This window comes from Streptomyces sp. NPDC007856 (assembly GCF_042868225.1).
Taxonomy (GTDB): domain Bacteria; phylum Actinomycetota; class Actinomycetes; order Streptomycetales; family Streptomycetaceae; genus Streptomyces.
Genome location: NZ_JBIAEC010000026.1, coordinates 23640 through 48516 on the forward strand (window position 1 = coordinate 23640; position 24877 = coordinate 48516).

At 70.5% G+C, this 24877-nt stretch carries 26 protein-coding genes; 10 read left to right on the forward strand and 16 right to left on the reverse strand.

Going from position 1 to position 24877, the window contains the following annotated elements; translation table 11 throughout:
* The first annotated feature begins 51 nt into the window (after positions 1-51).
* Positions 52-1098, forward strand: coding sequence for a glycosyltransferase family 2 protein (locus tag ACFYOH_RS39140; protein ID WP_388635814.1), 1047 nt, complete (start codon positions 52-54; stop codon positions 1096-1098).
* Between the two features lie 17 nt (positions 1099-1115).
* Here ACFYOH_RS39140 and ACFYOH_RS39145 read toward each other — a convergent pair whose 3' ends face one another.
* On the reverse strand, positions 1116-1772 hold the full coding sequence (locus ACFYOH_RS39145; RefSeq protein ID WP_388635816.1) for a hypothetical protein: 657 nt from the start codon (positions 1770-1772) through the stop codon (positions 1116-1118).
* A gap of 119 nt (positions 1773-1891) precedes the next feature.
* Between ACFYOH_RS39145 and ACFYOH_RS39150 the strand changes: the two genes are divergently transcribed.
* Entirely contained in the window at positions 1892-3859 is a 1968-nt protein-coding gene (locus ACFYOH_RS39150) for an O-antigen ligase family protein (RefSeq protein ID WP_388635818.1), read from the forward strand.
* On the forward strand, positions 3856-4755 hold the full coding sequence (locus ACFYOH_RS39155; RefSeq protein WP_388635820.1) for a glycosyltransferase family 2 protein: 900 nt from the start codon (positions 3856-3858) through the stop codon (positions 4753-4755). Before ACFYOH_RS39150 ends, ACFYOH_RS39155 begins: the two co-directional genes overlap by 4 nt.
* An 18-nt stretch (positions 4756-4773) precedes the next feature.
* Here ACFYOH_RS39155 and ACFYOH_RS39160 read toward each other — a convergent pair whose 3' ends face one another.
* The 13 genes from ACFYOH_RS39160 to ACFYOH_RS39220 form a co-directional block, all read right to left on the reverse strand.
* Positions 4774-5565 carry a glycosyltransferase family 2 protein gene (locus ACFYOH_RS39160; RefSeq protein WP_388635822.1) on the reverse strand — a complete coding sequence of 264 codons (792 nt, stop codon included), beginning with the start codon at positions 5563-5565 and terminating at the stop codon, positions 4774-4776.
* An 11-nt stretch (positions 5566-5576) separates the two neighbouring features.
* Positions 5577-6524, reverse strand: a complete 948-nt coding sequence (locus ACFYOH_RS39165) for a hypothetical protein (RefSeq protein ID WP_388635824.1) — start codon at positions 6522-6524, stop codon at positions 5577-5579.
* Entirely contained in the window at positions 6521-8017 is a 1497-nt protein-coding gene (locus ACFYOH_RS39170) for an oligosaccharide flippase family protein (protein WP_388635826.1), read from the reverse strand. Before ACFYOH_RS39170 ends, ACFYOH_RS39165 begins: the two co-directional genes overlap by 4 nt.
* Positions 7980-8807, reverse strand: coding sequence for a chain length determinant protein (locus ACFYOH_RS39175; protein WP_388635828.1), 828 nt, complete (start codon positions 8805-8807; stop codon positions 7980-7982). Before ACFYOH_RS39175 ends, ACFYOH_RS39170 begins: the two co-directional genes overlap by 38 nt.
* A 51-nt stretch (positions 8808-8858) precedes the next feature.
* On the reverse strand, positions 8859-9974 hold the full coding sequence (gene wecB, locus ACFYOH_RS39180) for a non-hydrolyzing UDP-N-acetylglucosamine 2-epimerase (RefSeq protein WP_388635830.1): 1116 nt from the start codon (positions 9972-9974) through the stop codon (positions 8859-8861).
* Between the two features lie 3 nt (positions 9975-9977).
* Positions 9978-11237 (reverse strand): nucleotide sugar dehydrogenase, encoded by a 1260-nt coding sequence (locus tag ACFYOH_RS39185; RefSeq protein WP_388635832.1) that lies wholly within the window; start codon positions 11235-11237, stop codon positions 9978-9980.
* Positions 11237-12007, reverse strand: a complete 771-nt coding sequence (locus ACFYOH_RS39190; RefSeq protein ID WP_388635834.1) for a WecB/TagA/CpsF family glycosyltransferase — start codon at positions 12005-12007, stop codon at positions 11237-11239. Before ACFYOH_RS39190 ends, ACFYOH_RS39185 begins: the two co-directional genes overlap by 1 nt.
* Positions 12004-13176 (reverse strand): hypothetical protein, encoded by a 1173-nt coding sequence (locus tag ACFYOH_RS39195; protein WP_388635836.1) that lies wholly within the window; start codon positions 13174-13176, stop codon positions 12004-12006. Before ACFYOH_RS39195 ends, ACFYOH_RS39190 begins: the two co-directional genes overlap by 4 nt.
* Positions 13177-13467: 291 nt before the next feature.
* On the reverse strand, positions 13468-14067 hold the full coding sequence (locus ACFYOH_RS39200; RefSeq protein WP_388635838.1) for an acyltransferase: 600 nt from the start codon (positions 14065-14067) through the stop codon (positions 13468-13470).
* On the reverse strand, positions 14064-14957 hold the full coding sequence (gene rfbD / locus ACFYOH_RS39205; protein ID WP_388635840.1) for a dTDP-4-dehydrorhamnose reductase: 894 nt from the start codon (positions 14955-14957) through the stop codon (positions 14064-14066). The genes ACFYOH_RS39200 and rfbD overlap by 4 nt, the downstream gene beginning before the upstream one ends.
* 39 nt (positions 14958-14996) lie before the next feature.
* On the reverse strand, positions 14997-15986 hold the full coding sequence (gene rfbB / locus ACFYOH_RS39210; RefSeq protein WP_388635842.1) for a dTDP-glucose 4,6-dehydratase: 990 nt from the start codon (positions 15984-15986) through the stop codon (positions 14997-14999).
* Entirely contained in the window at positions 15983-17050 is a 1068-nt protein-coding gene (locus ACFYOH_RS39215; protein WP_388635843.1) for a glucose-1-phosphate thymidylyltransferase, read from the reverse strand. Before ACFYOH_RS39215 ends, rfbB begins: the two co-directional genes overlap by 4 nt.
* Positions 17051-17136: 86 nt before the next feature.
* A complete protein-coding gene (locus tag ACFYOH_RS39220; protein ID WP_388635845.1) occupies positions 17137-18084 on the reverse strand; it encodes a DMT family transporter in 948 nt (315 codons plus the stop codon).
* A gap of 242 nt (positions 18085-18326) precedes the next feature.
* On the opposite strand from ACFYOH_RS39220, the gene ACFYOH_RS39225 reads away from it, so the two are divergent.
* From ACFYOH_RS39225 to ACFYOH_RS39245, 5 genes are all read left to right on the forward strand, one after another.
* Positions 18327-19046, forward strand: a complete 720-nt coding sequence (locus tag ACFYOH_RS39225; RefSeq protein ID WP_388635847.1) for an FAD binding domain-containing protein — start codon at positions 18327-18329, stop codon at positions 19044-19046.
* 121 nt (positions 19047-19167) lie between these two features.
* Entirely contained in the window at positions 19168-19905 is a 738-nt protein-coding gene (locus ACFYOH_RS39230) for a helix-turn-helix transcriptional regulator (RefSeq protein WP_388635849.1), read from the forward strand.
* A gap of 78 nt (positions 19906-19983) precedes the next feature.
* Positions 19984-20412: a hypothetical protein gene (locus tag ACFYOH_RS39235; RefSeq protein WP_388635851.1), complete on the forward strand. Its 429-nt coding sequence runs from the start codon at positions 19984-19986 to the stop codon at positions 20410-20412.
* Positions 20413-20487: 75 nt separating this feature from the next.
* Entirely contained in the window at positions 20488-21030 is a 543-nt protein-coding gene (locus ACFYOH_RS39240; RefSeq protein WP_388635853.1) for a DUF2231 domain-containing protein, read from the forward strand.
* Between the two features lie 257 nt (positions 21031-21287).
* Positions 21288-21464, forward strand: a complete 177-nt coding sequence (locus tag ACFYOH_RS39245) for a hypothetical protein (RefSeq protein ID WP_388635855.1) — start codon at positions 21288-21290, stop codon at positions 21462-21464.
* Between the two features lie 155 nt (positions 21465-21619).
* Here the strand turns inward: ACFYOH_RS39245 and ACFYOH_RS39250 are convergent, their stop codons facing one another.
* Together ACFYOH_RS39250 and ACFYOH_RS39255 are read right to left on the reverse strand one after the other, a co-directional pair.
* Entirely contained in the window at positions 21620-23524 is a 1905-nt protein-coding gene (locus ACFYOH_RS39250; protein WP_388635857.1) for a hypothetical protein, read from the reverse strand.
* An 80-nt stretch (positions 23525-23604) separates the two neighbouring features.
* Positions 23605-23760: a hypothetical protein gene (locus ACFYOH_RS39255; protein WP_388635859.1), complete on the reverse strand. Its 156-nt coding sequence runs from the start codon at positions 23758-23760 to the stop codon at positions 23605-23607.
* Between the two features lie 109 nt (positions 23761-23869).
* Here ACFYOH_RS39255 and ACFYOH_RS39260 point away from each other — a divergent pair, with 109 nt between their 5' ends.
* On the forward strand, positions 23870-24058 hold the full coding sequence (locus ACFYOH_RS39260; protein WP_388635861.1) for a hypothetical protein: 189 nt from the start codon (positions 23870-23872) through the stop codon (positions 24056-24058).
* A 357-nt stretch (positions 24059-24415) separates the two neighbouring features.
* A complete protein-coding gene (locus ACFYOH_RS39265) occupies positions 24416-24868 on the forward strand; it encodes a hypothetical protein (RefSeq protein ID WP_388635863.1) in 453 nt (150 codons plus the stop codon).
* Positions 24869-24877 lie beyond the last annotated feature (9 nt).

Below are 24877 nucleotides of genomic sequence, written 5' to 3' on the forward strand. Positions count from 1 at the left end.
GTGGTCTCCGCCCGACGCGGAGGCCGCCACCGGGGATTGGCTTGCCCACCGATGAGCACCGTCAGTGTTGTCATCCCCTGCTACAAGTACGGCCATTTCCTCGCCGACTGCGTCAGCAGTGTCCTGGACGAGCAGAACGGCGTCGACGTCCGGGTGCTCATCATCGACGACGCCTCGCCCGACGACTCGGCGGAGATCGCGCAGAAACTGGCCGCCGCGGATCCGCGTATCGAAGTCCGCGTCCACGAAACCAACAAGGGACACATCGCCACCTACAACGAGGGCCTCCTGGAATGGGCCGACGGGGACTACGTCGCCCTCCTCTCCGCCGACGACCGACTGGTGCCGGGCGCGCTGGTCCGGGCCGCCGCACTCCTGGACGCCCGTCCCGAGGCGGGGTTCGCCTACGGGCGTCCCCTGCGCTTCCAGCACGGCGGCCCGCGGCCACGGGCCCGTACGCAGAGCACCGGCTCGGTCGTCTATCCCGGGCAGTGGTGGCTGGAGCGGCGCTTCCGCGAGGGCACGGGCTGCATCACCTCACCGGAGGTCGTCGTCCGCACCAGCCTCCAGCGGAAGGCCGGCGGCTACGACCCCGCCCTTCCGCACGCCGGCGACATCGAGATGTGGATGCGGCTCGCCGCACACGCCGACGTCGGCTACATACGCGGGGCCGACCAGGCCTTCTACCGAGTCCACGGCAAGAACATGTCCACCACGGACTTCGGTGGTCAGCTCGACGACCTGCGCCAGCGTCTCGTGGCCTTCGACTCGGTGCTCGCCAAATGCGCCGACCGGCTGCCCCACGCCGACCGCCTGGCCGATCAGGTGCACACCCGGCTCGCCCGCTTCGCGCTGCGCCGCGCGTACCGTGCCTACGACCGGGGACGCACGGGGGTCGTACCGGTCGATGAGTGCGTGGCCTTCGCCGAGGAGTGTCTGCCGGGATACGCGGCGCTGCCGGAGTACCGCGCGCTGCGGCTCAGGCGGCGGATCGGTCCGAAGGCGATGCCGTATCTGCAGCCGCTGGTGTGGTCGGCCGTGGCCGAGCGCGGCCGGGAGTGGCTGTGGTGGGAGTCGTGGAAGCGCCGCGGAATCTGATGAGCGACCGTTACGGCTCAGTTGGCCACGGGAACGGGACCGGCCTGCCGGGCAGGCACGGCCTGACGGCGCCTCATCACATAGCGGTCGAGCCACAATGCGCCGAGGATCCCGCCGGCGAGGCCCAGCAGGGCCGTGCCGGCCAGGCCCCGGCTCTTGGTGCCCTGCACCTCGGCGGCGCTCGGGGAGGTCAGTACGGAGGCGGTGATCCGTGCCCCGGAGGGAACTCCCTGACCCGTCTGCATCTCCTCGACGTGCTGGGTGTAGACGTCGATGATGCGGCGCACCGCCGTGACGGCCGCGTCGGGGTCGGACGCCTGCGACTGCACCTGCAGGGAAGGGATCAGATAGCGCGGTGTCGCGCTGGTGCCGCTGTTGCGGGGCACGAGGTGATAGGTCCCGTGGACCCCCGCCGCGCTCAACTCCCTCACCCCGCCGGGGGATTGCAGCTGCTGGACGACCGCGTAGGAGACCACGGCGAGCGGCGGCTGCAGATTGGTGAGCTGGTTGGGCTGGTTCTGCGTCACCGGCGGCTTGAGGACGACCACCGCGGAGCCGACGTACTGGGGGGCCGGGCGCACCACGTGGTACGCACCGGCGGCCGTCAGCAGCAGCGCGACCACCACGACGTACCAGCGACGGAGCAGCGCATCGGCGACGTTCCCGGGCGACATACGAGTTCCTTCCGTCACCCCCGATACTGGCAGGACGCGCGGCTGGATGCCACCGAATGGGGGGTTGGTTCGTGAGCCTTGGTGAGATATGGGCCATTCTGCGCAGACGTTGGTACTTCATGGTGCCCTTCACCCTGCTCAGCCTGCTCGGTGGCGCGTATCTGTACGTGACCGTGCCCGTCTCCTATCAGTCGCAGAGCTCGGTCGCGCTGCTGGACTCCTCGGCCGTCGCCCGGCTGGCCCCCACCTTCGGCAACCCCATCTCCAATGCGGGCGGTTCGCTCATCGTCACGGCCGACGTGCTGATCAGAACCCTTGAATCGGCCGACGCCGCCAAGGAGTTGCACAGCCGTGGCGTCACGGATCCCTACACGGCCGGCTTCGCGCCGGAGAGCGAGAGCCCGCTCCTCTCGCTCAGCGTCACCGGCACCGACCGGGCGAAGGTACTCAAGGAGACCAACACCCTGACGGCCTTCGCCGGCGAACAACTCAAGGCCCTGCAGGCCGCCGCCAAGGTCCCGCCCACCTACTTCGTCCAGACGGCGCCGGTCGTCCTGCCGCAGACCCCGGTGGCGAAGTCCAAGAGTCGCTACCAGGACATCGCGGCGGTCGTCATCCTGGGCGTCGTCAGCGCGTTCCTGCTGTCGATCCTGCTGGAGGGCGTCGCGGTGGTCCGCCGCAGGCGGCGCGCCGGGAACGCCCCCGCCCCGCGACCACAGGACGCCCGAACCACCGAGCGAGGAGTGCTCGGCCGACGGGTCGACGCCACGGCGATCCTCACCGTCTACCTGGTGCTGGCCTTCTTCATCCCGTCGAACCTGGCCCTGCCCGCGCTCGGCGGCGTCGGCACCCCGGCCAACGTCTTCGCCCTGCTGGGACTGTTGTGGTACCTCGCGACCTGGCTCGGCGGCCGTATCCTTCCCGCGCCGGGCACCAGGTCCCCCCGGGTCGCGCTGTGCGTGCTCGGGCTGGCCGTCCTGACGGCCTACGTCGCGGACGCGATGCGCGAGAGCTCGCACGAGGAGGTCCTCGGGGCCGACCGAGGGCTCATCGGATTCCTGGTGTGGGTGTCGATCGTCGTCCTGACCTCGGCGGCCGTACAGAAGCGCGAGCGGCTGGACGTCCTGATGCGCCGGATGGTCGTCATGGGTTCCGTGGTCGCCGCGATCGGGTTCTACGACTTCTTCGCCGCTACCAACATCGCCGACTCCATTCACATCCCCGGCCTCCAGACCAGCGTGGCCCAGGTGAGCGTCATGGACCGCGGCGCCTTCACCCGGCCCCGGGCCACCACGGCCCAGCCGCTGGAGTTCGCCGGCATGCTGGCGATCCTCCTGCCCTTCGCCATCCAGCAGGCCCTGGATCCGGTACGACGCCACCGCCACGCGCTGCGCCGCTGGGGTCCGGTGCTGCTGATGGCCGGAGCGCTGCCCCTGTCCGTGTCGCGGACCTCGATCATCGGCCTGCTGTTGGTGGCGCTGGTGATGGTGCCGCGCTGGAAACCGGCCCGCCGCTGGGCCGCGATCGGCGTGATGACGGCCTCCGTGGCCGTCTTCAAGGTTCTCGTGCCGGGGCTGATCGGCACCATCACGGTTCTGTTCGCCTCTTTCCTGTCCAACTCCGACAGCAGCACCCAGGCCCGTACGGTCAAGTACAGCGCGATCATGCCGTATCTGAAGGAACACCCCTGGTTCGGGAGGGGCTTCGGCACCTTCACTCCCGACCTGTACTTCTTCACCGACAACCAGTACATGCTGGGCCTGGCCGAGATGGGCGTGCTCGGGCTCGTCGCCCTGCTCGTCCTGTTCATCACCGGAATCCATCACGGCGGTGCCATCCGGCGCCTGGCCCGGACCGAGTCCGACCGCGAGCTGGGCCAGGCGTTCTTCGCCTCGTCGCTGGTCGCCCTGGTCATCAGCGCCACGTTCGACTCGCTCAGCTTCCCCATGTTCGCCGGAATGTTCTTCCTGATCCTGGGGGCGGGGGGCAGCTGTCTGGGCTTTGTACGGCGCGAGGCTGCCGCTGCCGCACAGGGCCCCGTTGAGACCCCAGAAGTCCAGCTCCCCCAACTCGTGGAGTCCCGATGAGCACCGTCGCCGTCATCGTCGTCACCTGGAACAGCGCCTCGGTGCTCCCCGGGTTCCTCGCCGCGCTCGGCGAGGGCATGGCCGGCCTCGACTGGCGGCTGGTCGTCGCCGACAACGACTCGGCCGACGACACCGTCGAGGTTCTCCAGGCCCTGGCCCCCGACGCCACCGTCGTCCAGACCGGCCGCAACGCCGGGTACGCCGCAGGGATCAACGCGGCGCTGGATGCTGCCGGTGAGTACCGGGTCGCTCTCATCTGCAACCCCGACATCCGTATGCGGCAAGGCTGCGCCGAACGGCTCGTCGAGAGCCTCGGCGACGGAGTGGGCATCGCCGTGCCCCTGCTGTACGAAGAGGGCCGGGACACGCCCCACTACTCGCTGCGCCGCGAGTCGAGCGTGCTGAGGGCCCTCGGCGAGGCCGTCATCGGCAACCGCCGGGCCGGGCGATTCCCGCGCCTCAGCGAACTCGTCACGGACCCCGCCGCGTATCGACGGCCCACGCGCGCCGACTGGGCGACCGGCGCGCTCATGTCCGTCTCGGCCGACTGCCTGGCCGCTTGTGGCCCGTGGGACGAGTCCTTCTTCCTCTATTCGGAGGAGACCGAGTACTGCCTGCGGGCACGCGACCTGGGATACGTCACGCAACTGGAGCCGAAGGCCGAGGCCGTGCATCTGGGGGGCGACTCCCAGGTCTCGCCCCGACTGTGGACCCTGCTCACGCTCAACCGGGTGCGGCTGTACGGGCGGCGGCACGGAGCCGTCGCGACCGCGTGCTTCAGAGGTGCCGTGTTCCTGCGCGAGACATCGCGGGCTCTTCTCGGCCGGAAGGCCAGCCGCGCGGCGGCGACCGCACTGCTGAGGCCGGGCGCGCTGCAGGTCACGCCGGGCCCCTGAGGCCCGGTCGACGGACGCTCAGCCGGACCAAGTCGTGTAGAAACTCCCGGGGTTCACCAGATACCGCACGGTGGCGTACGGCACATGGCGCACGCGGTGGCGGCGGCTGTACCGGTGCACGAGCTCCCAGTCCTCACGCGGGAGCACGTCCGGGGTACGCCGCAGACGGCTGAAGTGCAGGGCCCGGTTGCGTCGGGCGACGAACGCGTTGGTGTCCAGAAAGGATTCCCGGGCGGCGCGCCGGCGGTCGAACGGCACGGAGAGGATGTCCCGCTCGGTCCCGTCCGGGAGGACACGGCGCAGCGCCGTGTAGACGCCGTCCGGACCGCCGGGGGACTCCAGGACCGCCAGGGCACGTTGCAGATGGTCGGGTTCCCACAGGTTGTCGTCGTCCAGGAACGCCACGTACCGCGAGCGGGTGAGGCGGATGCCGACATTGCGCACGATGCCGGCCACGCCGGTGTTGCGCGCCAGCGAAACGGCGAAGAGCCGTGGATCGTCGGGCAGTTCGCAAAGACCGGCACCGTCGTCCACGACGATCACGACCTGATCGCGAACGGTCTGGGCCAGGGCCGACCGGACCGCCGTCCGCAGCTCGTCCGGGCGTCGGTGGGTGGCGATGACCGTCGCGACGAGGGCGGCGGGCAGGGAAGCGGCAGCAGCCGCGAGGCGGCGGGATTCCGCGGTCTCGAAGCGGCGCAGCCGCAGTGCGGAGGGGAGGAGCAGGACCTTGTTGCGAAGCTCGAAGAGGACGAGCCAGCCGAAGGTGCGCTTGAGGACCTCCCAGGGGACGCGGATGATGCGTCGCATGATCCTCCTTCTCAGCCGGCCGGCTCGGGGCTGACCGGGGTGCCGTCGGAGAAGCGGTTGTCGCGCCAGACGTTGCCGGGACCGCCGGCGTTCCAGGCGGTGACGGCCCCGTAGACGCCGCTGTTGCGGTGGTACCGGGTCGAGAAGACGTTGTTCGTGACCCGGATCCCGGTGGCGCCCGCGCCACCCCCGTAGAGGGCGTACGCGCCGCCGGCCAGCAGATTGCCGTCGACGACCGTGTTGGACACATGGCCGGTGTCGGCGAACAGGCCCAGGGCGGCGGACGCTCCCCGGTCGACGGCGACGGGGTTGAGCAGTGTGTTGTGACGGATGACCAGCCGGCCCTTGGTGCCGCCGCCGCTGATCACCGCATCGGTGTGCTGCCACTCGCCGCCGTTGTTGCGGAAGGGGACGAGGTCGTGGACGTAGTTGTCGTGGAGGTAACCCTGGCCCATGGAGAGGGCGTTGCCGAAGACGGCGATGTCGCACCAGCCGACCTCGACGGAGCTGGTGCCCATGTTGGAGACGGCGTAGTCCACTCCGCCGTTGTCGGGGCCTTTGCCGGGGACGGCGGTGATGGTGGTGTGCAGGATCCTCAGGCCGCGGTGGCCGGGGCGCAGGTTGACCCCCCACCAGTTGGCGGAGGTGATCCTGCTGTCGACGATGGTCACGTCGTCGGCGTAGATGTCGAGTGAGCCGGTGACGTCCCACCCTTTGATGACGGTCCCGTCGGTCTTGACGCTCATGTTCCCCGTGGAGTGCGGTGCCAGGGGGATGCGGGGACCGGTGGTGCGGGCGTCCGGGAAACCGGCTTCGCCCGGCGCCGCGGTGCTGGCCCGAGCCGTGCCGGGGGAGTGGCTCCGGGCGGGCGGTGCGGAGTCGGTGCCCGAGGCGCCCGGAGAACAGGCGGCGGACAGCAGGAGGGCCAGGCCGGCGAGCAGACGGCGGAGTCTCGTCATACGGTCTCCGGCGTCCGGGAGCCCAGCAGGAAACGGCGGCCGGGCAGCACGCACACCACGTAGCAGGCCAGCGCGGCTGTGCCGATGCCGAACAGGGCGGGGGTGCCGTCGCCGAGAAGGCGCTTCGCCGCGACGACGACCAGGGTCATCACGACTCCTCCGAAGAAGGGCCAGGCGCAGGCCCCGGCGACGGGGGCAAGGCCGATCCCGGCCCGGCCGAGGGCGTACAGGAAGGCGGGGACGACGAGTCCGGCGGCGACCAGCACATGGCCCTGGGAGACGCCGACGATGCCGCCCAGGCGCGCGCCGACGACGAGGACGGGGATGAGGGCGACGACCCAGAGAGCCTGGGTGAGGATCAGCAAGCGGCGCTGCCCGGTGGCGACGAGGCAGTCGTAGGCGAGTTCACAGCCGATGCGGATCAGGCCCAGGGCCATCAGCCAGGGCAGCGCATCGGCGGCGGGCACCCACTTGCCGCCGTACACCAGGCGGACGACCGGGGCGGCGAGGCCCCCGAGCAGGACACACAGGGGCACGGTGCCGGTGACCAGCACCGCCAGGGCGCGGCTGAAGCCCTGGGCGAGGGCCTGCGGGGAGGCGGCGAGACGGGAGAAGCCGGCGAAGGAGACACGGCGGGCGGCCTCGGAGATGACGCGCACCGGCCAGCCCGACATGTTGAACGCCAGGACGTAGAAGCCGAGGGAGACTCCGCCGAGGGTGGAGCCGACGACCATGGTGTCCACGTTGACGACGGCGAGGGCGAGGAGGCTCGCCCCGGCCAGCGGAAGACCGAACTTCAGCAGTGCCCGGGCCTGTTGGGGATCCCAGCCGAACCGCAGAGTGCCGGGGGCCGCCACGGCGCAGCCGGCGAGGGCGGCGATGTTGCCCGCGACCGCGCCCCAGGCGAAGCTCATCGCGCCCCGTCCGGCGAAGGCCAGCACGAGCGTCACGGCGGTGCTGAGGACGAAGTTGAGCGCGTCGATGAGCATCCGCCTGCCCTGGGCGAACTCCCGGGTCAGGAAGCCGGCCGGGACCTGGGCCACCCCGTCGATCACCAGGCACAGGCACATGACCCGCAGTACGCCCGAGGCGTCGGGTGAGTCGAGCAGTCGGGCCACGGTCGGCGCCGAGACGAAGAGGGCGGCGTACAGCAGGCCGCTGGACGCGGTGGCCAGGGTCAGTACTGTCGGCGCGAAGCGGCGGGGGTCGCCGTCCCAGCGGACGATGGCCAGGCTGACGCCCAGTTCGTTCGCGGAGAGCAGGACCAGGAGCACGGTCTGGGCCATGCCGTAGACGCCCCACTGGGCCGGTCCGAGGGCGAAGCGCGCCAGCAGGACGCCGGTGGCGAAATTGCCGAGGCGCATCACCACGGTGTTGATCAGGCTCCAGCGGGCCGCCGAACGGACCTTCCGGCCGAGGGAGTTGGGAGCGGGGGTGGTGTGGGTGTCGCTCGGCTCAGCGGTCTCGCTGTCCGGTGTGCGAACGCTGTCCATGAGTCGATTCCTCGTCGAGCGGCTCGGCGGTGGGCACCACGGCCACGACGGGCCGCCCGGCCCTCGGCTCCGCGGCGGACCTGTTCTCGGTGGACCGCGACCAACTGGGCGTCTGCCGGAGGGCGATGGTCTGTTCCGCGACCGGTTCCCCGGCCGTCGGCTGCGCGGGCTCCTTTGGCCGGGCGGACCTCTGCGGCCGACGGCGCGCCTCCACGTAGAAGACGGCGACCAGGCTCAGCACCAGACCCAGGCACCCGCCCATGACCAGGTACTCGAGCCGGGTCTTGGTCTGCGCCACCGGGTTCTGCGGGGGGACGAGGGTCGTCATACGGATCATGGCCTTCGGGGCGACCGACTGCTGTTGCTGGAACTGGTCCAGCCGCTGCTTGGCATAGGCCGTGAGGATCTTGTCCGAGGCCAGGACGGCGGTCTTGTCGGTGCCGGTGACGGTGAGCCACATCAGCGGCCCCTGCGCGTTGTCGGCGAGCTTGGCCGCGAACGTTCCTGTGGCGCCACGGGACTTCAGCTGCCGGACCGAGCCGTCGGAGTTGAGGCTGCGGGCCAGGCCGTCGGCCATGCCGGTGAGCGAGGTCTGGGTGCTGAGGAAGGGGTTGCCGTCGTAGGCCATCGTGGCCTTCTCGGAGTTCAGGAGAACCACCGTGCTCTGCGACTGGTAGGTGACGGGAACCAGCAGGGCCACGGCGACCGTCAGGCCGACGGTCAGCAGCAGTCCGGGCAGCAGGACGTACCAGCGCCTGCGCATGACACGGAATATCTCAGCCAGATCCATGGTGGTCCCCCCTCGCGACCAGATGTTCGACGAGCATATGTCGCAAGCGGATCATATGGGGAACGTTTGGTCGGTGGGCCTCGGCCGTGTGCTCGCCGTGCCTCCTTCCAAGAGCACATCGGCGATGCGGTCGCTCGCGCGGCCGTCCCACAGTTCGGGCCGGCGCGGCGCGGGCGGATCGTCCAGCACCCGGTCCACGATGGCCACGATGCGTGCCGGATCCCGGCCGGCCAGCACATTGGTGCCCTGCTCGACGGTGACGGGCCGCTCGGTGTTGTCCCGCAGGGTCACGCACGGCACGCCCAGCGCGGTGGTCTCCTCCTGCACGCCGCCCGAGTCGGTCAGCACGAGCCGGGCCGCGTCCTGCAGGGCGATGAAGTCCAGGTATCCGGCGGGCGGCACGAGCCGCACGCCTCCTGGGACGCCGACGTCGGCCAGCCGCTGCGCAGCGCGGGGATGCACGGGCAGCAGCAGCGGGCAGCGGCCGGCGATCTCGCCCAGGGCCTTCAGAAGGGCGGCGAGGACCTCGGGGTCGTCCACATTGGCGGGTCGGTGCAGGGTGACCAGGCCGTACTCGCCCCTGGCCAGGCCGTACCGGCCCAGGACATCCGAGGCCCTGGCCCGCTCCAGGTTGGCCAGCAGCGTGTCGATCATGACGTTGCCGACGAGGTGGATCTGGTCGTCCCGGTACCCTTCCGCGCGCAGGTTGTCGCCGGCGTCGGGCGAAGGCGCCAGCAGATAGTCGCTGAGGCGGTCGGTGACGACACGGTTCACCTCCTCCGGCATGCTCCAGTCGCGACTGCGCAGCCCGGCCTCGACGTGGGCCAGCAGCGGCCCGGCCTTGGCCGTGACGAGGGCGCAGGCCAGCGTGGAGTTGATGTCGCCGACCACGACGACGATGTCCGGGGACACCTCGCCGAGCAGCGGCTCGAACGCGGTCATCACGCGTCCGGTCTGCTCGGCGTGGGTGCCGGACCCGACCCCGAGGAAACGGTCGGGCGGCCGGATGCCGAGGTCGGCGAAGAACACGTCGTTCATGGCCGGGTCGTAGTGCTGCCCGGTGTGGACGAGGACCACCTCGGCGCCCCGGCGCTCCAAGGCGTCCATCACCGGTTTGATCTTCATGTAGTTGGGGCGCGCCCCGGCGACGCAGACGATGCGCTGCATGGTTCAGAGCACCTCGATCGAGGGACCGGACGGCAGCCGTCGACGGCAGTCGAGGACGAAGGGGGCGTGCTCGGCGACGAGTTCGTAGTCGAAGCTGTCATGGTCGGCGAGCAGCACCACCACATCGGCGGCCGCCAGCTCCTCCGGTGTCAGGTCGACCCGCACCAGCCGGGTGTCCACCGGCAGGCTCTCGACGACATGCGGGTCCGCCGCCTTGACCTGGGCCCCCATGTCGAGCAGCAGTTGGGATATGCGCAGGGCGGGCGACTCGCGGGCGTCGCCGGTGTTCTTCTTGTACGCCAGACCCAGCAGCAGGATGCGCGAGCCGTTCACGGAACGGCGTCTTTCGTTGAACAGGTCGCTGATGCGGCGCGCCACGTACTCGGGCATGTGGTTGTTGATGTCGTTGGCCAGTTCCACGAAGCGGAAGCTCTGGCCGAGTTCGCGCTGCACCCGCCAGGACAGGTACGAGGGGTCGATCGGCAGGCAGTGGCCGCCGACGCCCGGTCCGGGGGTGAACCTCATGAAGCCGAAGGGCTTGCTGGAGGCGGCGTCGATGGCCTGCCAGGCGTCGATGTCCAGATGATGGGCGAACATCGCGATCTCGTTGACCAGCGCGATGTTCACATGGCGGAAGGTGTTCTCCAGCAGCTTGGCGAGTTCGGCCTCCTTGGGCGAGCGCACCGGCACGGTGGTGTCGACGAGGCCTGCGTAGAAGTCCTGAACGGCCGTGAGCGACGCCGCGTCGACGCCGGAGACGACTTTCGGGGTCTCCTTGAAACCCCAGACGGTGTTGCCCGGGTCGATCCGCTCGGGGCTGTAGCCGAGGTGGAAGTCGCTTCCGGCGGTGAGGCCCGAGCCGTCCTCCAGGATCGGGGCGAACAGCTCCTGGGTGGTGCCGGGATAGGTGGTCGACTCCAGGACGACGGTGGCTCCGGGGCGCAGATAGCGGGCGAGGGTGACCGCGGACTCCTTGATGTAGCGCAGGTCGGGAGTGCCCTCGTGCAGCGGGGTCGGGACGGTCACCACGGCGACGTCGAAACCGCCGCAGTCGCGGGCCGATTCGCTCGGACGGTAGGTGCCGTTGTCCAGCGCAGCGCGGATCCGCTCGGAGGAGACGTCCTCGACGAAGGACTCACCGGCGGACAGGCTCTTGACCCGCCGGGAGTCGACGTCGTAGCCGATCACCTCGTGTCCGACCTCGGCGGCGCGGATGGCCAGTGGCAGGCCGACGTATCCCTGTCCAACCACGACGACGCGCATCAGTGACTCCTGTTCGCGGGAGCGGTCGACGGGTTGAGCCGGATGAACTCTCGCGCCGTCATGAGGAGGAAGGCAGCATTGGTGGTGAGGTAGCGTCGGCCCAGGCGGCGCGGCTCCTGCAGCGCGCGGTAGAGCCACTCCAGGCCCCACCGCTGCCAGGACTCGGGGGCCCGCTTGGTGACCCCGGCCAGGATGTCGAAGGAGCCGCCGACGCCGTGGACGACTCGGGCGCCGGTGCGGGCGCCGTAGGCGGCGGTGAAGACCTCCTTCTTGGGCGAGGTCATGCCGAGGAACAGCATCTGGGCGCCGCTTCGGGCGATCTCCTCCGCTATGGCCTCCTGCTGGGAATCGTCGAAGTAGCCGTTCCGGCTGCCGGCCACCGTCAGGCGGGGGAAGCGGTCGGCGACCCGGTGCAGCATCCGCTCCAGCACGTCCTTCCTGGCGCCGAGGAAGTACACCGAGATGCCGGCCGCTTCCGCCTCTGCCAGCAACCGCAGGAAGAGGTCGATACCGGCCACCCGTTCCGGCAGCGGGGCGCGTAACACCCGGCCGGCCCAGACCACGGCCTGTCCGTCGGCGAGGACGAGATCGCAGCCGGTCACGGCCCGGGCGAGCCGCGGATCGCGCCGCATGTTCACCAGCTTCGCGGCGTTGACCACCCCGATCTCCAACTGGCTGCCGTCCTGGACCGCTTCGAGGCAGCGCTGTACGGTCTCGTCCATGGTCAGCGGGTCCAGCTCGACACCGAAGAGGGACTGACGCCCGCTCATATGCGGCCCCCCTGCCAGGCGTAGAGCGTCCAGCCGAACTCGTACGGCCGGCATTCGCGGTCGACGGAGAGGGGCCGGTAAATCCGGTCCAGGGCCTTCAGCCGGAGGTCGGGAGCGACCCGGCTGCCGAGTCCCCGGGCGGCGCGTACGGCCTTCTTCGGGTCGCCCCGGTAGACCTTGCGCCAGGTGACGCCCAGTTCGTCGAGGATCAACGGCTCGCGGTGCTCCGGGCGTTCGGCGAGTTCGGGCACGTCCGTCATCCAGCGCAGGCCCTTGCGGACCGACGCGCCGAAGTCGGTGCCGCCGGCGTCGGCGAGGTCGAACAGCGCGGTCGGCGCCATCGCGTGCTGGTGGACGCTGTAGACCGGGTAGCCCTCCACGACATCGCCGGTGCGCGCGTCGTAGTGCCACCACCACTGACCGCCCGCGCCCTGCAACTCGCAGATGCGGGCCGCGCACGCCTCGGCCGCGGCCAGCGCCTCCGGATCGCCGCCGCCTTCGCCCGAGGCGTGGGCGCGGGCCAGGGCCTGGAGCGGGTACGTCTGGTCGGCGAAGCAGCTCACGTGCGCCCGGTACCAGGGCACCAGTCCGGGCCCGGTGGCGTGCGGGAACAGCGGGCTGTTCCCGATCCGGGCCCGCAGCAGGCGGTCGCGGGCCGCGGTGAGACGGCTCTCCACGTCGACCGTGCCGCGAGCCGCCGCGAGGGCGGACAGCACCCATGCGGCCTCGACGGTGTACTGCGGCCGGCCCTCCTCGTCCAGGGCTTCGACCCGTGCGAGGGCGTCGGAGAGTTTGGGGTGTGCGGTCTCGGCGGCGGCCCAGGCGATGAGCGCCGCGTCGCCGAGGTTGGTTACCCCGGGCAGAGACTCGACCAGCAGACCCGTGAACTCCTGGGCAGTGCGCCCGCCGAGCACCGCGCACTGGCGGTCCTCGGGCAGGAACCGGGCACCCAGCGCGGTGATGGCCGCGTACCGGGTACTGGTCCCACGCCGCTCCAGGGTCCAGGAACCATCGGGTGCCTCCCGCCCCGCCATGGTGAAGGCGAAGGCCTCACCGCCGGGAAGCAGCATCGACGGAAGTCCCGACTCGGCGACTGCCAGCAGTCGCCGGCCGAGCGCGAGCAGCGGCGGCTCTTCATGACCGAGCGCCGCCAGACGTGTGTTGGTCATCTTCTGGACACACCAACCCCCCTGTGGGTCCTCTTTTTGCGCAGGCTTGTGGGCGCCGCGTCGCGGACGGCCACGCGGCGGACAGCAGACGTCGGAACGTCAGACGTCAGGCGTCGGAGCGGTCGTCACTCCGCGCTTCGGACACAGGCGTCCCACCCGGTAACCCCCCCTGGGCACTGGTTTGTGCGCTGACTGTGCCCGGTCTGCACAGTTCGCACACATGTTATGCCTGCACGTGTTCGAGCATTGGTGTTTTGGGAGAATCAGAAGTCATCCGCGCTCGACGAGAAGTCAGGCGCGCTCGACGAGTTGGCCGTCCTTCTCGTCGTACAGCGCCCCTGTCTCGGGGCACTCCCATCCGCCCGGCTCGCCGTCCCGCTCGACCAGTCGTACGCCGGCCCGGCCGACCCAGCCGATGCGGCGCGCCGGAACGCCCGCCACGAGCGCGAAGTCCGGCACGTCCTTCGTCACCACGGCACCCGCCGCGACCAGCGCCCAACGGCCGACGCGCACCGGTGCCACACACACCGACCGGGCCCCCAGGGACGCTCCCTCGCCCACCACCACCGCCACGGCCTCCCAGTCGCCACCGCGCTTGAGCCGGCCCTGCGGGTCCACCGATCGGGGAAAGTAGTCGTTGGTGAGCACCGCCGCCGGACCGACGAACGCCCCGTCACCGAGCTGCGCGGGTTCGTAGACCAGCGCGTAGTTCTGGAGCTTCACGTTGTCGCCGATCCGCACCCCCGGGCCGACATATGCTCCCCGGCCCACGATGCACCCGCTGCCCAGCCGGGCGTCCTCCCGGATCTGGGCCAGGTCCCAGACCGTCGTCCCGTCACCGATCGTGGCCGTCTCGTCGACCTGTGCGGTCGGCTGGATCCTGAAGTTCACCGGGATGAGCCCTTCTTCTCGTCGAGCAGAGCCGGAAAAGCCGTGTGCAGCGCCTCGCGCCAGTCACGGATCGGTTCGATCCCCGCCCGGCGCCAGCGGCCGTGCCCCAGGACGCTGTACGCGGGGCGGGGAGCGGGCCGTGCGAAGGCCGTGCCGGTGGTCGGCCGGACCCGTCCGGGGTCCGCGCCCAGCAGCCGGAAGATCTCCTGGGCCAGGCCGAACCAGGTCGTCTCCCCGCCACTGGTGCCGTGGTAGACCCCGGCGGGCGCGGCACCGGCGAGGGCGGCACGCCCCAGCCGTACGAGCCGGTCAGCGAGGTCCACCGTCCAGGTGGGCTGTCCGCGCTGGTCGTCGACCACGTCTACGGTGTCCTTGACCGACTCCAGTCCGATCATCGTGTCGACGAAGTTTCCGCCTCCCGCGCCGTACAGCCACGCCGTACGCACGACGTATCCCGCGTCCGGGAGCGTCGTCAGCACCGCCTGTTCCCCCGCCAGCTTGGTACGTCCGTACGCTCCGCGCGGTGCCGTCGGGGCGTCCTCTGGATACGGGCCGGTCCCGTCGCCCCCGAACACATAGTCCGTCGAGACCTGGATCAGCCGGGCGCCGGTCTTCACACAGGCCTCGGCGAGGTGCCGGGGTCCGTCGCCGTTGACCCGCAGGGCGTCCGCCTCGTGCGACTCGGCGTCGTCGACGGCCGTCCAGGCGGCGCAGTTGACCACGATCCGGGGCCGGTGCGCGTCGACGACATCGGCCACCGCCTCGGCGTGCGTGATGTCGAGACTGCCACGGGCGAGGCCGACGGTGCTCTCCCCGTCCCGGCGCAGCCGCGCGAGGACATCCTGTCCGAGCATTCCGGTGCAGCCGGTGATCAGCCAAGTGGTGGTCATGGTTCCCTGTTCGTCGTCAAAGGGGTGTCGATGCCGGCACTACAACGCCGCGCGCTCCTTCAGCGGCTCCCACCAGGCGCGGTTCTCGCGATACCAAGCGACCGTCTCCGCAAGGCCGGTGGCGAAGTCCTTGCGGGGCTGGTAGCCGAGCTCTTCGCGGATCTTCGTGCAGTCCACGGAGTAACGGCGGTCGTGGCCCTTGCGGTCGGCGACGTGCTCGACGCTGGTGTCCCAGTCGGCGCCGCAGGCCTCCAGCAGCAACGCGGTCAGCTCCTTGTTGGTCAACTCGGTGCCGCCGCCGATGTTGTAGACCTCACCGGCGCGCCCCTGGGTGCGCACCAGCTCGATGCCCTGGACGTGGTCGTCGATGTGCAGCCAGTCGCGGACATTGCCGCCGTCGCCGTACAGCGGGACCTTCCTGCCGTCCAGCAGGTTCGTGATGAACAGCGGGATGACCTTCTCGGGGAAGTGGTGGTGGCCGTAGTTGTTGGAGCAGCGGGTCACCCGCACGTCCAGGCCGTGGGTGCGGTGGTGGGCGAGGGCCATCAGGTCGCCGGCCGCTTTGGAGGCGGCGTACGGGGAGTTGGGGCGCAGCGGGTCCGTCTCCGGCCAGGAGCCGAAGTCGAGGGAGCCGTACACCTCGTCGGTGGAGATGTGCACGAAGGTCTTCGAACCTCCGTGGCGCAGCGCCGCGTCCAGCAGTGTCTGCGTGCCCAGGACGTTGGTCCGGACGAACTCGGTGGCAGCCAGGATCGAGCGGTCCACATGGGACTCGGCGGCGAAGTGGACCACCTGGTCGTGCCCGGCGAGCAGCTCGTCGACCAGCGCGGCATCACAGATGTCACCCTGGACGAAGGCGAATCGGGGATGATCGCGCACCTCGTCGAGATTGGCCGGGTTGCCCGCGTAGGTGAGCCTGTCCAGCACCGTGACCGCCACGTCATCCGGGCCGGCCGGGCCGAGCAGCGTGCGGACGTAGTGCGAGCCGATGAAACCGGCACCGCCGGTCACCAAGATCCTGGTGGTCATGAGGAGATCTGCACCTTGCTGTGGTCGCCGAGGACGAGACGGTGGGCGGCAGGCTTGCGAGGCGCGGGAGTCACCTCGACGTTGCGTCCGATGAGGGAGGCCTCCACCCGCCGGACCCCGCTCACCGAGGAGTCGCGCAGCACGATCGAGTACTCGATCTCGCTGTCGTCGATCCGGCAGTCGCCGGCTATCGAGGTGAAGGGGCCGACGTACGAGTCGGTGATCACGGTGTTCGCACCGACGACCACCGGTCCCACGATGCGGCTGCCGGTGACCTTCGCCCCGGGCTCGATCCGCACCCGGCCGATGATCTCGCTCTCGTCGTCGACCGTCCCGTCGATCCGTCGCTCCAGGGTCTCCAGAACCGAGCGGTTGACCTCGAGCATGTCGGTGACGTTCCCGGTGTCCTTCCAGTAGCCGGAGATGATCGTGGAACGCACATCACGTCCGGCGTCGATCAGCCACTGGATGGCATGCGTGATCTCCAACTCGCCGCGCCAGGACGGCTCGATGGAGCGCACGGCCTCGTGGATCGCCGGGGAGAACAGATACACGCCCACCAGCGCCAGCTCGCTCTTGGGGTGCCGGGGCTTCTCCTCAAGGCCGATCACCTGGCCGGCCGCGTCCAGCTCGGCCACCCCGAACGCGGTCGGGTCCGGCACCTTCGTCAACAGGATCTGCGCCTCCGGCCGTTCGCTGCGGAAGGCGTCCACCAGGTCCGTGATGCCTCCGACGACGAAGTTGTCGCCGAGGTACATCACGAAGTCGTCGTCACCCAGGAACTCACGGGCGATCAGCACCGCGTGGGCCAGACCCAGCGGCGCCGCCTGCGGGATGTAGGTGACGTCGAGGCCGAACGCGGAACCGTCGCCGACCGCCTCCCGGATCTCCTCGGCGGTGTCCCCGACGATGATCCCGACCTCGGTGATGCCCACCTCGGCGATCGCCTCCAGACCGTAGAACAGCACCGGTTTGTTCGCGACCGGTACAAGTTGCTTCGCCGATGTATGGGTGATGGGGCGCAAACGGGTACCTGAGCCGCCAGACAACAAAAGTGCCTTCATGCATATCACCCTACTTATGCCGGACTTGCTGACGGGGGGATTCCGCACCGAGGGGTTCCGGCAACGGGCGCTACCCCGGTGGCCCGCTATCTGGAGCGGGCCGAGGCCGGGGAAGGGTTCGCCGCGGCCGAGGGATCCGGATCCGCGGCCTCTGCGCCGGGAACGCCGCGTGGCCGCAGACCAGCGACCAGGCCGGCGATCAGCACGGCGATGCCCAGCCACACCGACGGCCTCGGCACCCCGCTGCCCGAGACGGCGCCGACGACCGCCGCGGCGAGCGGCGCGATGCCCGTGAGCAGCCCCGCTCGCCCCGCCCCTACGGCGCGGACCGTGGAGTACCACAGCACGAAGGCGACCGCCGTCACCATCAACGCCAGATATCCGGCGGCCGCCCACTGGGGCCCGGACAGCTCCCGTACGGCCGACGGCCCATCCGCCGCCGTACCGAGCACGGCCAGCAGCACGGCGGCCAGCCATATCGCGTGCACGGACACCCCCCACGGCGAGTGCCGCCGCAGTACCGGCACCGCGAGCAGCGTGAACGCGGCCTCGCAGCCCAGGGCCAGCGCGGCCCAGGCCACCCCGACGGCATCGGTGCGGCCCGTTCCCTCCACCAGCACCGCGCCCGCCATGACGACCGGCGCGGCCCACAGGACCTGCCGGCTCGGCCTGCGCCGCTCCAGCACCGGACCCACCACCCCGAGAACCACCGGCACACAGGCGACCGCGACGGCGACCACCGCGGGCTCCGCATGATCGACGCCCCGGACCACGGCCACGTTGAACAGCACCAGACCGGTCACCGCGATCCCGGCCAGCCACAGCCACTCGCGGCCCTGAGGCCACACCAGCCGGGCACCGGCGAGCCGTGCCATGACCAAGAGGATGACGGTCGCGGCCGCGTAGCGGACCGCCTGGGTGGTGAACAGCGGGGCGTCGACGAGCGTGCGCGAGACGGTGACGCTGCTGCCGACCAGCGTCATCCCGATGATGCCGGCGAGGAGCTGGGCGAACGAAGCGGAAGGCGTGTCCATGTCGTCCACGCTGCCCGCACCGTGGACGTCGGCGACAGGTCCACAATGTCACCGGTACGAAGGTCCAAAACCATGCTCGGCGGCGGCGGCGGCGGTCGGATCGGCGTGGCGAGGGCGCGGCGTGCTCGTGTGAGCCCTGTACGCGCCCCCGCCCGGGCGAGAAGACTGCCTCGGTGAGGGCGGTTGGCCAAGGCATTGCTCACCGCCTTCGGTCAACTCCCGAGGAAGGCAGGCCGGTCGCTGTGTTGGTGCGTTTCCCCACGTCGGTGTCCGAAGCGCAGCAGTGCCTGGCCGAGGGGGCCGTGCCGATCGGCGGGGCCACGCTCGTGTGGGCCACATGGCAGCGGGACGGTTTCCCCGAGCTGGCCATGTCCCTGCGCGATGTGCCGGAGGCCAACGTGCTGGAGCGGGAGACCGTGGGTGGCGCCGTAGTCCTGCACCGGATGAACGACCGGGTGCCGGACGTGCTGCGCCTGGCAGCCGCCGCAGTGGGCACCGGGGCCGTGCGGCGGACGGCGACGGTCGGCGGCAACCTCGTCGGCAGCGCGCTGCGCTGTCTGCTGCCCGCGGCGATCGTCCTGGACGCGCGGGCGACGGTGCTGGAATCCGACGGCGTCCGGGAGACGGACCTGGCCGAGCTGGTGGCCAAGCGCCCCGTCCTGCTCAGCCTGCGCTGGCGTGAACCGATCGCCTGTGCGTACCGGAAGCTCGCGGGTGAGGCGGGTGGACCGCCGCCTCCCGTCGTCGCCTCGGCGGTGCACGTCGACGACGGTGGCGACAGGCTGCGGGTCGCCGTGCGCGACGGTTACGACGTGCTCAGCGGCAGCGCCCCGTGCGGAGCCGACCCGGCGCAGGCGCTGCAGACGCTGCGCGCGTCGGCCTTCGGCGACCTGCCGACCGCCGCGTGGCACGTCGTACGCTCGCAGGTCACCGGCCTGCTGGGTGGGCGCGGCACCGACTGACCCGCGACCGGGGCAATCTCGTCCAAGGTCCTATTCGTATGACGCCATGGGAGGGAAACCTCCCGGACAACAGCACCACTGAAGAGTTTCGCCAATTCTCATGGGCGAATACACTGAACGAGTGGGACTGGACCACGCCTCGCTGACCAGCCTGGCGGCCTTCGGCGACGCCACACGGCGCCGCATGTTCGAGCTCATCCGGCACGAGCGGCGGCCGATGACGCGTGAGGAGGTGGCCGAGGGCCTCGGCATCTCCCGCAAGCTGGCGGCCTTCCATCTCGACAAGCTGGTGGCCGCCGGTCTGCTCCAGGCCAGCTACGAACCTCCGACGGGCATCCGCAAGGTCGGACGCAGGCCCAAGGTCTATGAACCGACGGGCGAGGCCATCGCGGTGAGCATCCCTGAGCGTCGCTACGGAATGCTGGCCGACGTCCTCACCGAGGCCGTGCTCACCGAGACCGACGGCGAATCCGCCCGCGATGCCGCGCTCCGCGTCGCGTACGCGCGCGGCGAAGCCCTGGGCGGCGCCGAACGCGAACGGGTGCGTCCCGGACGCCTCGGTGCCGAGCGCGGACTGGGCGTGGCGGCCGAGACGCTCGAGGAGTTCGGCTTCGAGCCCGAGCGCACCACACCCACCCTGCTGCGGCTGCGCAACTGCCCCTTCCACCCCCTGGCGGCCAAGGCCCCGGAACTGGTGTGCGCCGTCAATCAGGCGTTCCTGGCCGGCTATCTGCACGGCCTGGGAAGCGACAGGACCACAGCGGTGCTCGCCCCGCGACCCGGCGCATGCTGCGTGGAACTGCGCGGTGAGCGCATGCCGGGAGGCAATCCGGAGGCGGGCACCGCCTGCGAGCGGTGAACACAGGCGGGATCGACCGCCGGCCGCCACCGCCCCCCGGCTGGGCTGCTCCCTCAACGACAACAGCTGGAGTCACCGATGAACTCCACCTCCGCGACCGAAGTCACCCTCAGAGGACTGGGAGCGTGCTGCGCCATCGGCAACGTGGTGCTGCACACCGTCCTCATTCCCGATCACCTCGAGGAGAAGTTCTACATCGGCGTTCTGTTCGCCGTGGGCGCTGTCGTCATGCTCTTCGTGGCGGCGGCACTGGTGGCCTTGGCGCGCCCCATGATCGTCTGGCTGACCGGGACCCTCGTCAGCCTCGGCATGATCGCCGGATTTCTGCTGTCGCGGACCGTCGGCCTGCCGGAGGGCTACCACGAAACCAGCTGGGATCCGCCGTACGGCCCGCTGTCCCTGATCGTCGAAGGACTGTTCGTCCTTGCCTTCCTTGCCTGGCTGGGACGCCCGACGACCGGTGCCGCACCGAGACCGCCTACGCGGCGGAGAGTGACGGCCTCTTGACCCGTGGCGCCAATAAGACCAACAATCGTTGGTGAAACGGCTCGACGGCCGGCTCAAGGGCGAGGTGCGTGCCGTATGACCGTGGACAGTGATCTCAAGGGCCTGCGGCAGGCGAAGCAGCCGGTCAGCGGCGCGCTGGCAGGGCCGTACGGGCATCCGTTCCATCCGATTCTGGTCACCGTGCCGATCGGGGCCTGGGTGTGCAGCCTGGTCTTCGACATCGCCTCGCGGATCGTCCACGGGCCGGCCTTTCTGGCCCACGGCTCGACCTGGCTGATCGTCATCGGCATGCTGGGTGCGCTGGCGGCGGCCTGCCTGGGGTTCCTGGACCTGTTCGCCATTCCCACCGGCACGCCGGCCTTCCGCACGGGCCTCGTGCACATGGGGCTGAACCTGGCCGTGACCGCCGCGTACGCGGCCGGTTTCGTCTGGCGGCAGGGCGGCGGGCACCCGGAGGGGCAGGGCGTCGGATACGGCCAACTCGTGCTCTCCGCCGTCTCGCTCGCCGTCCTCGGCGTGTCCGGCTACCTCGGCGGCAAGCTCGCCTACCGCTACGGCGTCCGGGTCGCCGAGGAGTCCGCGCAGGCCGAGGGCTACCGCACCCGGCACCGCCCCTGACCGGCAGCCCGATCCTCACCCATCCGCACCTCGGAACCACTGGAGTACGACATCTGCTGGCCCGTTGGATCGCGCGCGGTGGCCTGCGCCAGCAGCAGACGGGGACGACCCGCTTCCCGGCCCCGGTCGTCTTCGGCCACTTCCTGCTCGCGGCGGCCGGGCTGGTCGTCTGGATCGTCTGTCTCGCGGCCGACCGGTCGGCCCTGGCCTGGACGTCCTTCGGCATCCTCGTCGCCGTCGCGCTGCTCGGTTTCACGATGTTCGCCCGCTGGGTCCCCGTGTACCGCTCCGCCCCGGCGGCCGCAGGCGAGGAATCGACGCCCGCGGAACCGCATCTGCCCGTTCCCGTCGTCGCCGCCCATGGCCTTCTCGGTGCCGCGACCCTGGTGCTGGTGCTGGTGCTGCTGGCGGCACTGGGAGCGGGCGGCAGCTGACACGGGCAGCGGATGCGGCGCGGATCCCGGTCAGCCGCCGCGGACCTGGCCGAGGACCATTTCCCCAGCGAAGTGCGCGCCATGGCCGCTCTCTCGCGCGCTGACGGGTGCGCCCCTGGGTTGCCTGCCGGGGCGCACCCGCCCGCCGTCCTGGATCAGTGCCGGGTCGGGAGGGGATGGGTGGTGTGCGGTGCGGCGACGCTGGCGGCACCTCGGGTCGTGGCGGCGGAGTTGCCGCCGGTGACGGCTAGCGGGCCGGCGGTGTAGAGCGCCTCGTCGAAGGCCTGGCCGCCTGCCGGGGCCTTGCCGACGGCGAAGACGGAGACCGCCTTGCCGCCGATGACGGAGGTGGAGAGGTAGTCGCCGACCATGCTGCCCTGAGTGGTGTTCGCTATCTGGGACAGGGACATGGGGCCGGCGTCCGTGGTCGGGCTGCTCCAGGTGCTGCCGCCGTTGGCGGAGGAGATGTAGCCGACCTCCAACTGGCAGGTGGAGGCAGTGCAGTTGGCGTTCGGGTAGAAGTAGTAGTAGAGGCCGATCTTCGCCGTCGTGCCGGAGGTGGCGGGGTCGATGCCGATGCCCGGGATGAAGTGGTCGACGGCGCTGGTGGTGGCGTCGATGGGAACCCGGGTCACGGCCGACCAGCTGGTGCCGTTGGTGGAGGTGGCGTAGACGATGTCGTTGGCCGGGCAGCCGGAGCGGAAGCGGCAGTCCTGCCAGGCGACGTAGATCTTGCCGGATCCGTCGATCTCGGCGGACGGCAGGCCCTCACCGTCGCGCAGGTTGCCGGCCACTCCATGACTGGAGACGTTGGCGATCAGCGTGCTGGAGGACCAGCCGGCGCCACCGTTGGTCGAGTTGAAGGCACGCACGGCGCTGCCGTTCGCCGAGTAGGGGACCACGACCGTGCCGTTGGGCTGGACCAGGGGCTGGCCGCCCAGGCCGCTCGGGCCTCCGGACGGGGCCACCGGCGTCGACCAGGTGGCGCCGCCGTCGGTGGAGCGGCTCATCACCACCGCGTTGCCCGAGGACGTGATGTCGACCTCGACGTAGCAGGTGCCGTAGTAGGGGCTGGTGGCGGAGTTGTCGCAGACGATCCACTCCTTGTCGTAGCCCTGGCCGTCGTTGCCGACCGCGAGTACCGGGTTCTGCCAGTTCGTGCCGTTCGTGGAGCGGCTCACGCTGACGCCGGCGCCGTTCACGTTCGAGTCGATGACCAGTCCGGCGATCATCCAGGTGCCGTGCTTGGCGTCGTAGGCCACGGCCGGGTCGGAGACTCGGGCCCAGGTGCCGCCCTGGTAGGTGGTGATGCCGGGCAGCATGCCGTGCTGCCAGGTGGTGCCGCCGTCGGTGGAGGTGTTCCAGCCGATGTCGGAGGAGCCGCCGTCGGAGAACCGGCCGACCTGCGAGGAGGCGACGATCGTGTTGCCGTGAGCGAAGGTGTCGGGTTCCAGCTCGGTGGCGTGCTGACTGGAGGAGTTGGTGAACGGGTCGGTACTGACCTGGGTCAGTCCGGGCGGCGGGGTGGCGGTGGTGAAGGCGACGTCGTCGTAGAGGGTGTAGGTGGCGTCGCCCGCGTAGTTGTCGTCGTGGCTGACGAGTTTGAGGGTGTAGCTGTGGCCGGCGGTCACGGACGACGTGACCTGCTTCCAGCCCTGACCGTTGGTGCAGGTCTTGGCCAGTGCGGTCGTCGTGGTGCCGGTCGTGGTGTCGGTCAGGGTGGCCGTGGCCCAGTCGTACGTCAGCGTGTCGGGGCAGGTGACGTCGTACCAGAAGGACAGCTGGGTGGCGCCCGTGGGCGCGGTGAAGCTCTGGGCGATCGAGGAGTCGCCGTTGGTGGGCGAGGTGCCGCCGACGCGGGCGGCGTATGTACCAGTGTGGGCACCGGAGTTGACGACGGCGGTGGTGCCCGCGGCGGTCCAGCCGGTCAGACCGCCGGATTCGAAGCCGCCGTTGGAGACGTCGGCCAGTGCCGGGTGCGAGGCGAGGAGCAGACCGCCTGACGAGAGCAGAGCGGTGGTGGCCATCGCCACGGATCTGCGGACAGCAGTGCGCGACATGAGAAGACCCCTTGTCGTGGAGGGAGGTTCGGGCGGGGTCGCCGGCGTGAGGTTGGCGGCCCCTGGGACGACGCGGTGGATCAGGACAGGGTCACGTCGTCGTAGCGGGTGTACGTGGCGTCACCCGTCCAGTTGTCGTCATGGCTGATCAGGGTGAGCGAGTAGCTGTGCCCGGCCGTGACCGGGGCGGTCTTCTGATGCCAGCCGGAGGACGACACACAGGTCTTGGCCAGCACGGTGGTGGTCGTGCCGGTGGTGTTGTCCTTGTTTCGTGCCCGTCGAGGGGGTGGAGGGTCCGCCGGGACTGGACTGCACGACCGGGTCGGGGATACGGGAGGCGGGCGGATGCGGCAGCCGCTCCTCGCCGGGGTCGTCGTCCTGCTCCTTCTTGCCGTGGTGCCCGTGGTGCGCGTGGGCGGCCATGGAGCGCAGAGTGGGGGAGGTGTCGTGCCGGACGGCGGGGCCGGTGTCGGCCGAGCGGTGCGGCGCCGGGGTGTGCGGCGCGGGATCAGCCTGAGCGGCCGGAGCGGATAGCCACAGAGCGGGAACTGCGGTCAGGATCGCGGTGAGCGCGGCTATGCGGCCGCGTCTGCGTCTGGATCGGGGCACGGAACATCCTTTCGAACAGCCGGAGATCCTCCGGCGTGCGGGGAGAAGAAGGACGTTCACGCCGATGGAGCGCGTGTTCGCAATCCGGCATGGTTGCACCGGACATGTCAAGCAACAAGAGGGGAGACGCCAGGGTGGCGCGAGGCAACCGAGAATTTACGGAGTACAGTCAACTCGCAGTAAAACCGCAGGGGTTCGCTCTGTGGCGCTGAAGGGATTTCCCCTGGGGGCATCGTGGGACACCGCCACTTGGGCGCCCGATCGCTTGCCGTGGTCGCCGTCATGGTCTCAGCCGCTGCCTGTGGCGCCGGGGGCGCACTGCCTGCCAGGACGGGCGCCTCCGCCCTCGCCGTTTCGACCCGGTCGTCCCAAGGGAGCCCGGCCCCCGTCGGCTCCTCTGCGTCCGGCTCGACCCGCCAGTGCCTCAGCGGCACCGTCACGGTCCGCTACCCGCCCGCGGACAACCCCCTGCGCACCGCCTGCGTCCACGTGGGCACGACGATCCACATCATCCTGAAGCCGCCGCCCCGCTACGGCTGGGCGCCGGTCACGAGTTCGGATCCGCGGACGGTGCCGCTGCTGGACGACCATGCCGCACCGGACGGAACCCGGTCCGCCACCGCATGCGCCGCCGCTGCGGGTACCGCCAGCCTCAACTCGGCCGACACCTACACCCCCGATCCGCACGGCCCGAGCTCGCGGGTCTGGCGACTGACTCTGACCGTGATCCCGTAACCGTCCGTA

Excerpts from the sequence above, each read along its gene's own strand:
- ACFYOH_RS39190 (WP_388635834.1), bottom strand. The coding sequence starts at position 12,007 with ATGAGCGGGCGTCAGTCCCTCTTCGGTGTCGAGCTGGACCCGCTGACC.
- rfbB (WP_388635842.1), bottom strand. The coding sequence starts at position 15,986 with ATGACCACCAGGATCTTGGTGACCGGCGGTGCCGGTTTCATCGGCTCG.
- ACFYOH_RS39240 (WP_388635853.1), top strand. The coding sequence starts at position 20,488 with ATGACCGTGGACAGTGATCTCAAGGGCCTGCGGCAGGCGAAGCAGCCG.
- ACFYOH_RS39165 (WP_388635824.1), bottom strand. The coding sequence starts at position 6,524 with ATGACGAGACTCCGCCGTCTGCTCGCCGGCCTGGCCCTCCTGCTGTCC.
- rfbD (WP_388635840.1), bottom strand. The coding sequence starts at position 14,957 with ATGACCACCACTTGGCTGATCACCGGCTGCACCGGAATGCTCGGACAG.
- ACFYOH_RS39265 (WP_388635863.1), top strand. The coding sequence starts at position 24,416 with ATGGTCTCAGCCGCTGCCTGTGGCGCCGGGGGCGCACTGCCTGCCAGG.
- ACFYOH_RS39220 (WP_388635845.1), bottom strand. The coding sequence starts at position 18,084 with ATGGACACGCCTTCCGCTTCGTTCGCCCAGCTCCTCGCCGGCATCATC.
- ACFYOH_RS39235 (WP_388635851.1), top strand. The coding sequence starts at position 19,984 with ATGAACTCCACCTCCGCGACCGAAGTCACCCTCAGAGGACTGGGAGCG.
- ACFYOH_RS39185 (WP_388635832.1), bottom strand. The coding sequence starts at position 11,237 with ATGCGCGTCGTCGTGGTTGGACAGGGATACGTCGGCCTGCCACTGGCC.
- ACFYOH_RS39155 (WP_388635820.1), top strand. The coding sequence starts at position 3,856 with ATGAGCACCGTCGCCGTCATCGTCGTCACCTGGAACAGCGCCTCGGTG.
- ACFYOH_RS39150 (WP_388635818.1), top strand. The coding sequence starts at position 1,892 with ATGGTGCCCTTCACCCTGCTCAGCCTGCTCGGTGGCGCGTATCTGTAC.
- ACFYOH_RS39175 (WP_388635828.1), bottom strand. The coding sequence starts at position 8,807 with ATGGATCTGGCTGAGATATTCCGTGTCATGCGCAGGCGCTGGTACGTC.
- ACFYOH_RS39250 (WP_388635857.1), bottom strand. The coding sequence starts at position 23,524 with ATGTCGCGCACTGCTGTCCGCAGATCCGTGGCGATGGCCACCACCGCT.
- ACFYOH_RS39160 (WP_388635822.1), bottom strand. The coding sequence starts at position 5,565 with ATGCGACGCATCATCCGCGTCCCCTGGGAGGTCCTCAAGCGCACCTTC.
- ACFYOH_RS39170 (WP_388635826.1), bottom strand. The coding sequence starts at position 8,017 with ATGGACAGCGTTCGCACACCGGACAGCGAGACCGCTGAGCCGAGCGAC.
- ACFYOH_RS39215 (WP_388635843.1), bottom strand. The coding sequence starts at position 17,050 with ATGAAGGCACTTTTGTTGTCTGGCGGCTCAGGTACCCGTTTGCGCCCC.
- wecB (WP_388635830.1), bottom strand. The coding sequence starts at position 9,974 with ATGCAGCGCATCGTCTGCGTCGCCGGGGCGCGCCCCAACTACATGAAG.
- ACFYOH_RS39245 (WP_388635855.1), top strand. The coding sequence starts at position 21,288 with ATGTTCGCCCGCTGGGTCCCCGTGTACCGCTCCGCCCCGGCGGCCGCA.
- ACFYOH_RS39145 (WP_388635816.1), bottom strand. The coding sequence starts at position 1,772 with ATGTCGCCCGGGAACGTCGCCGATGCGCTGCTCCGTCGCTGGTACGTC.
- ACFYOH_RS39260 (WP_388635861.1), top strand. The coding sequence starts at position 23,870 with ATGCGGCAGCCGCTCCTCGCCGGGGTCGTCGTCCTGCTCCTTCTTGCC.
- ACFYOH_RS39140 (WP_388635814.1), top strand. The coding sequence starts at position 52 with ATGAGCACCGTCAGTGTTGTCATCCCCTGCTACAAGTACGGCCATTTC.
- ACFYOH_RS39195 (WP_388635836.1), bottom strand. The coding sequence starts at position 13,176 with ATGACCAACACACGTCTGGCGGCGCTCGGTCATGAAGAGCCGCCGCTG.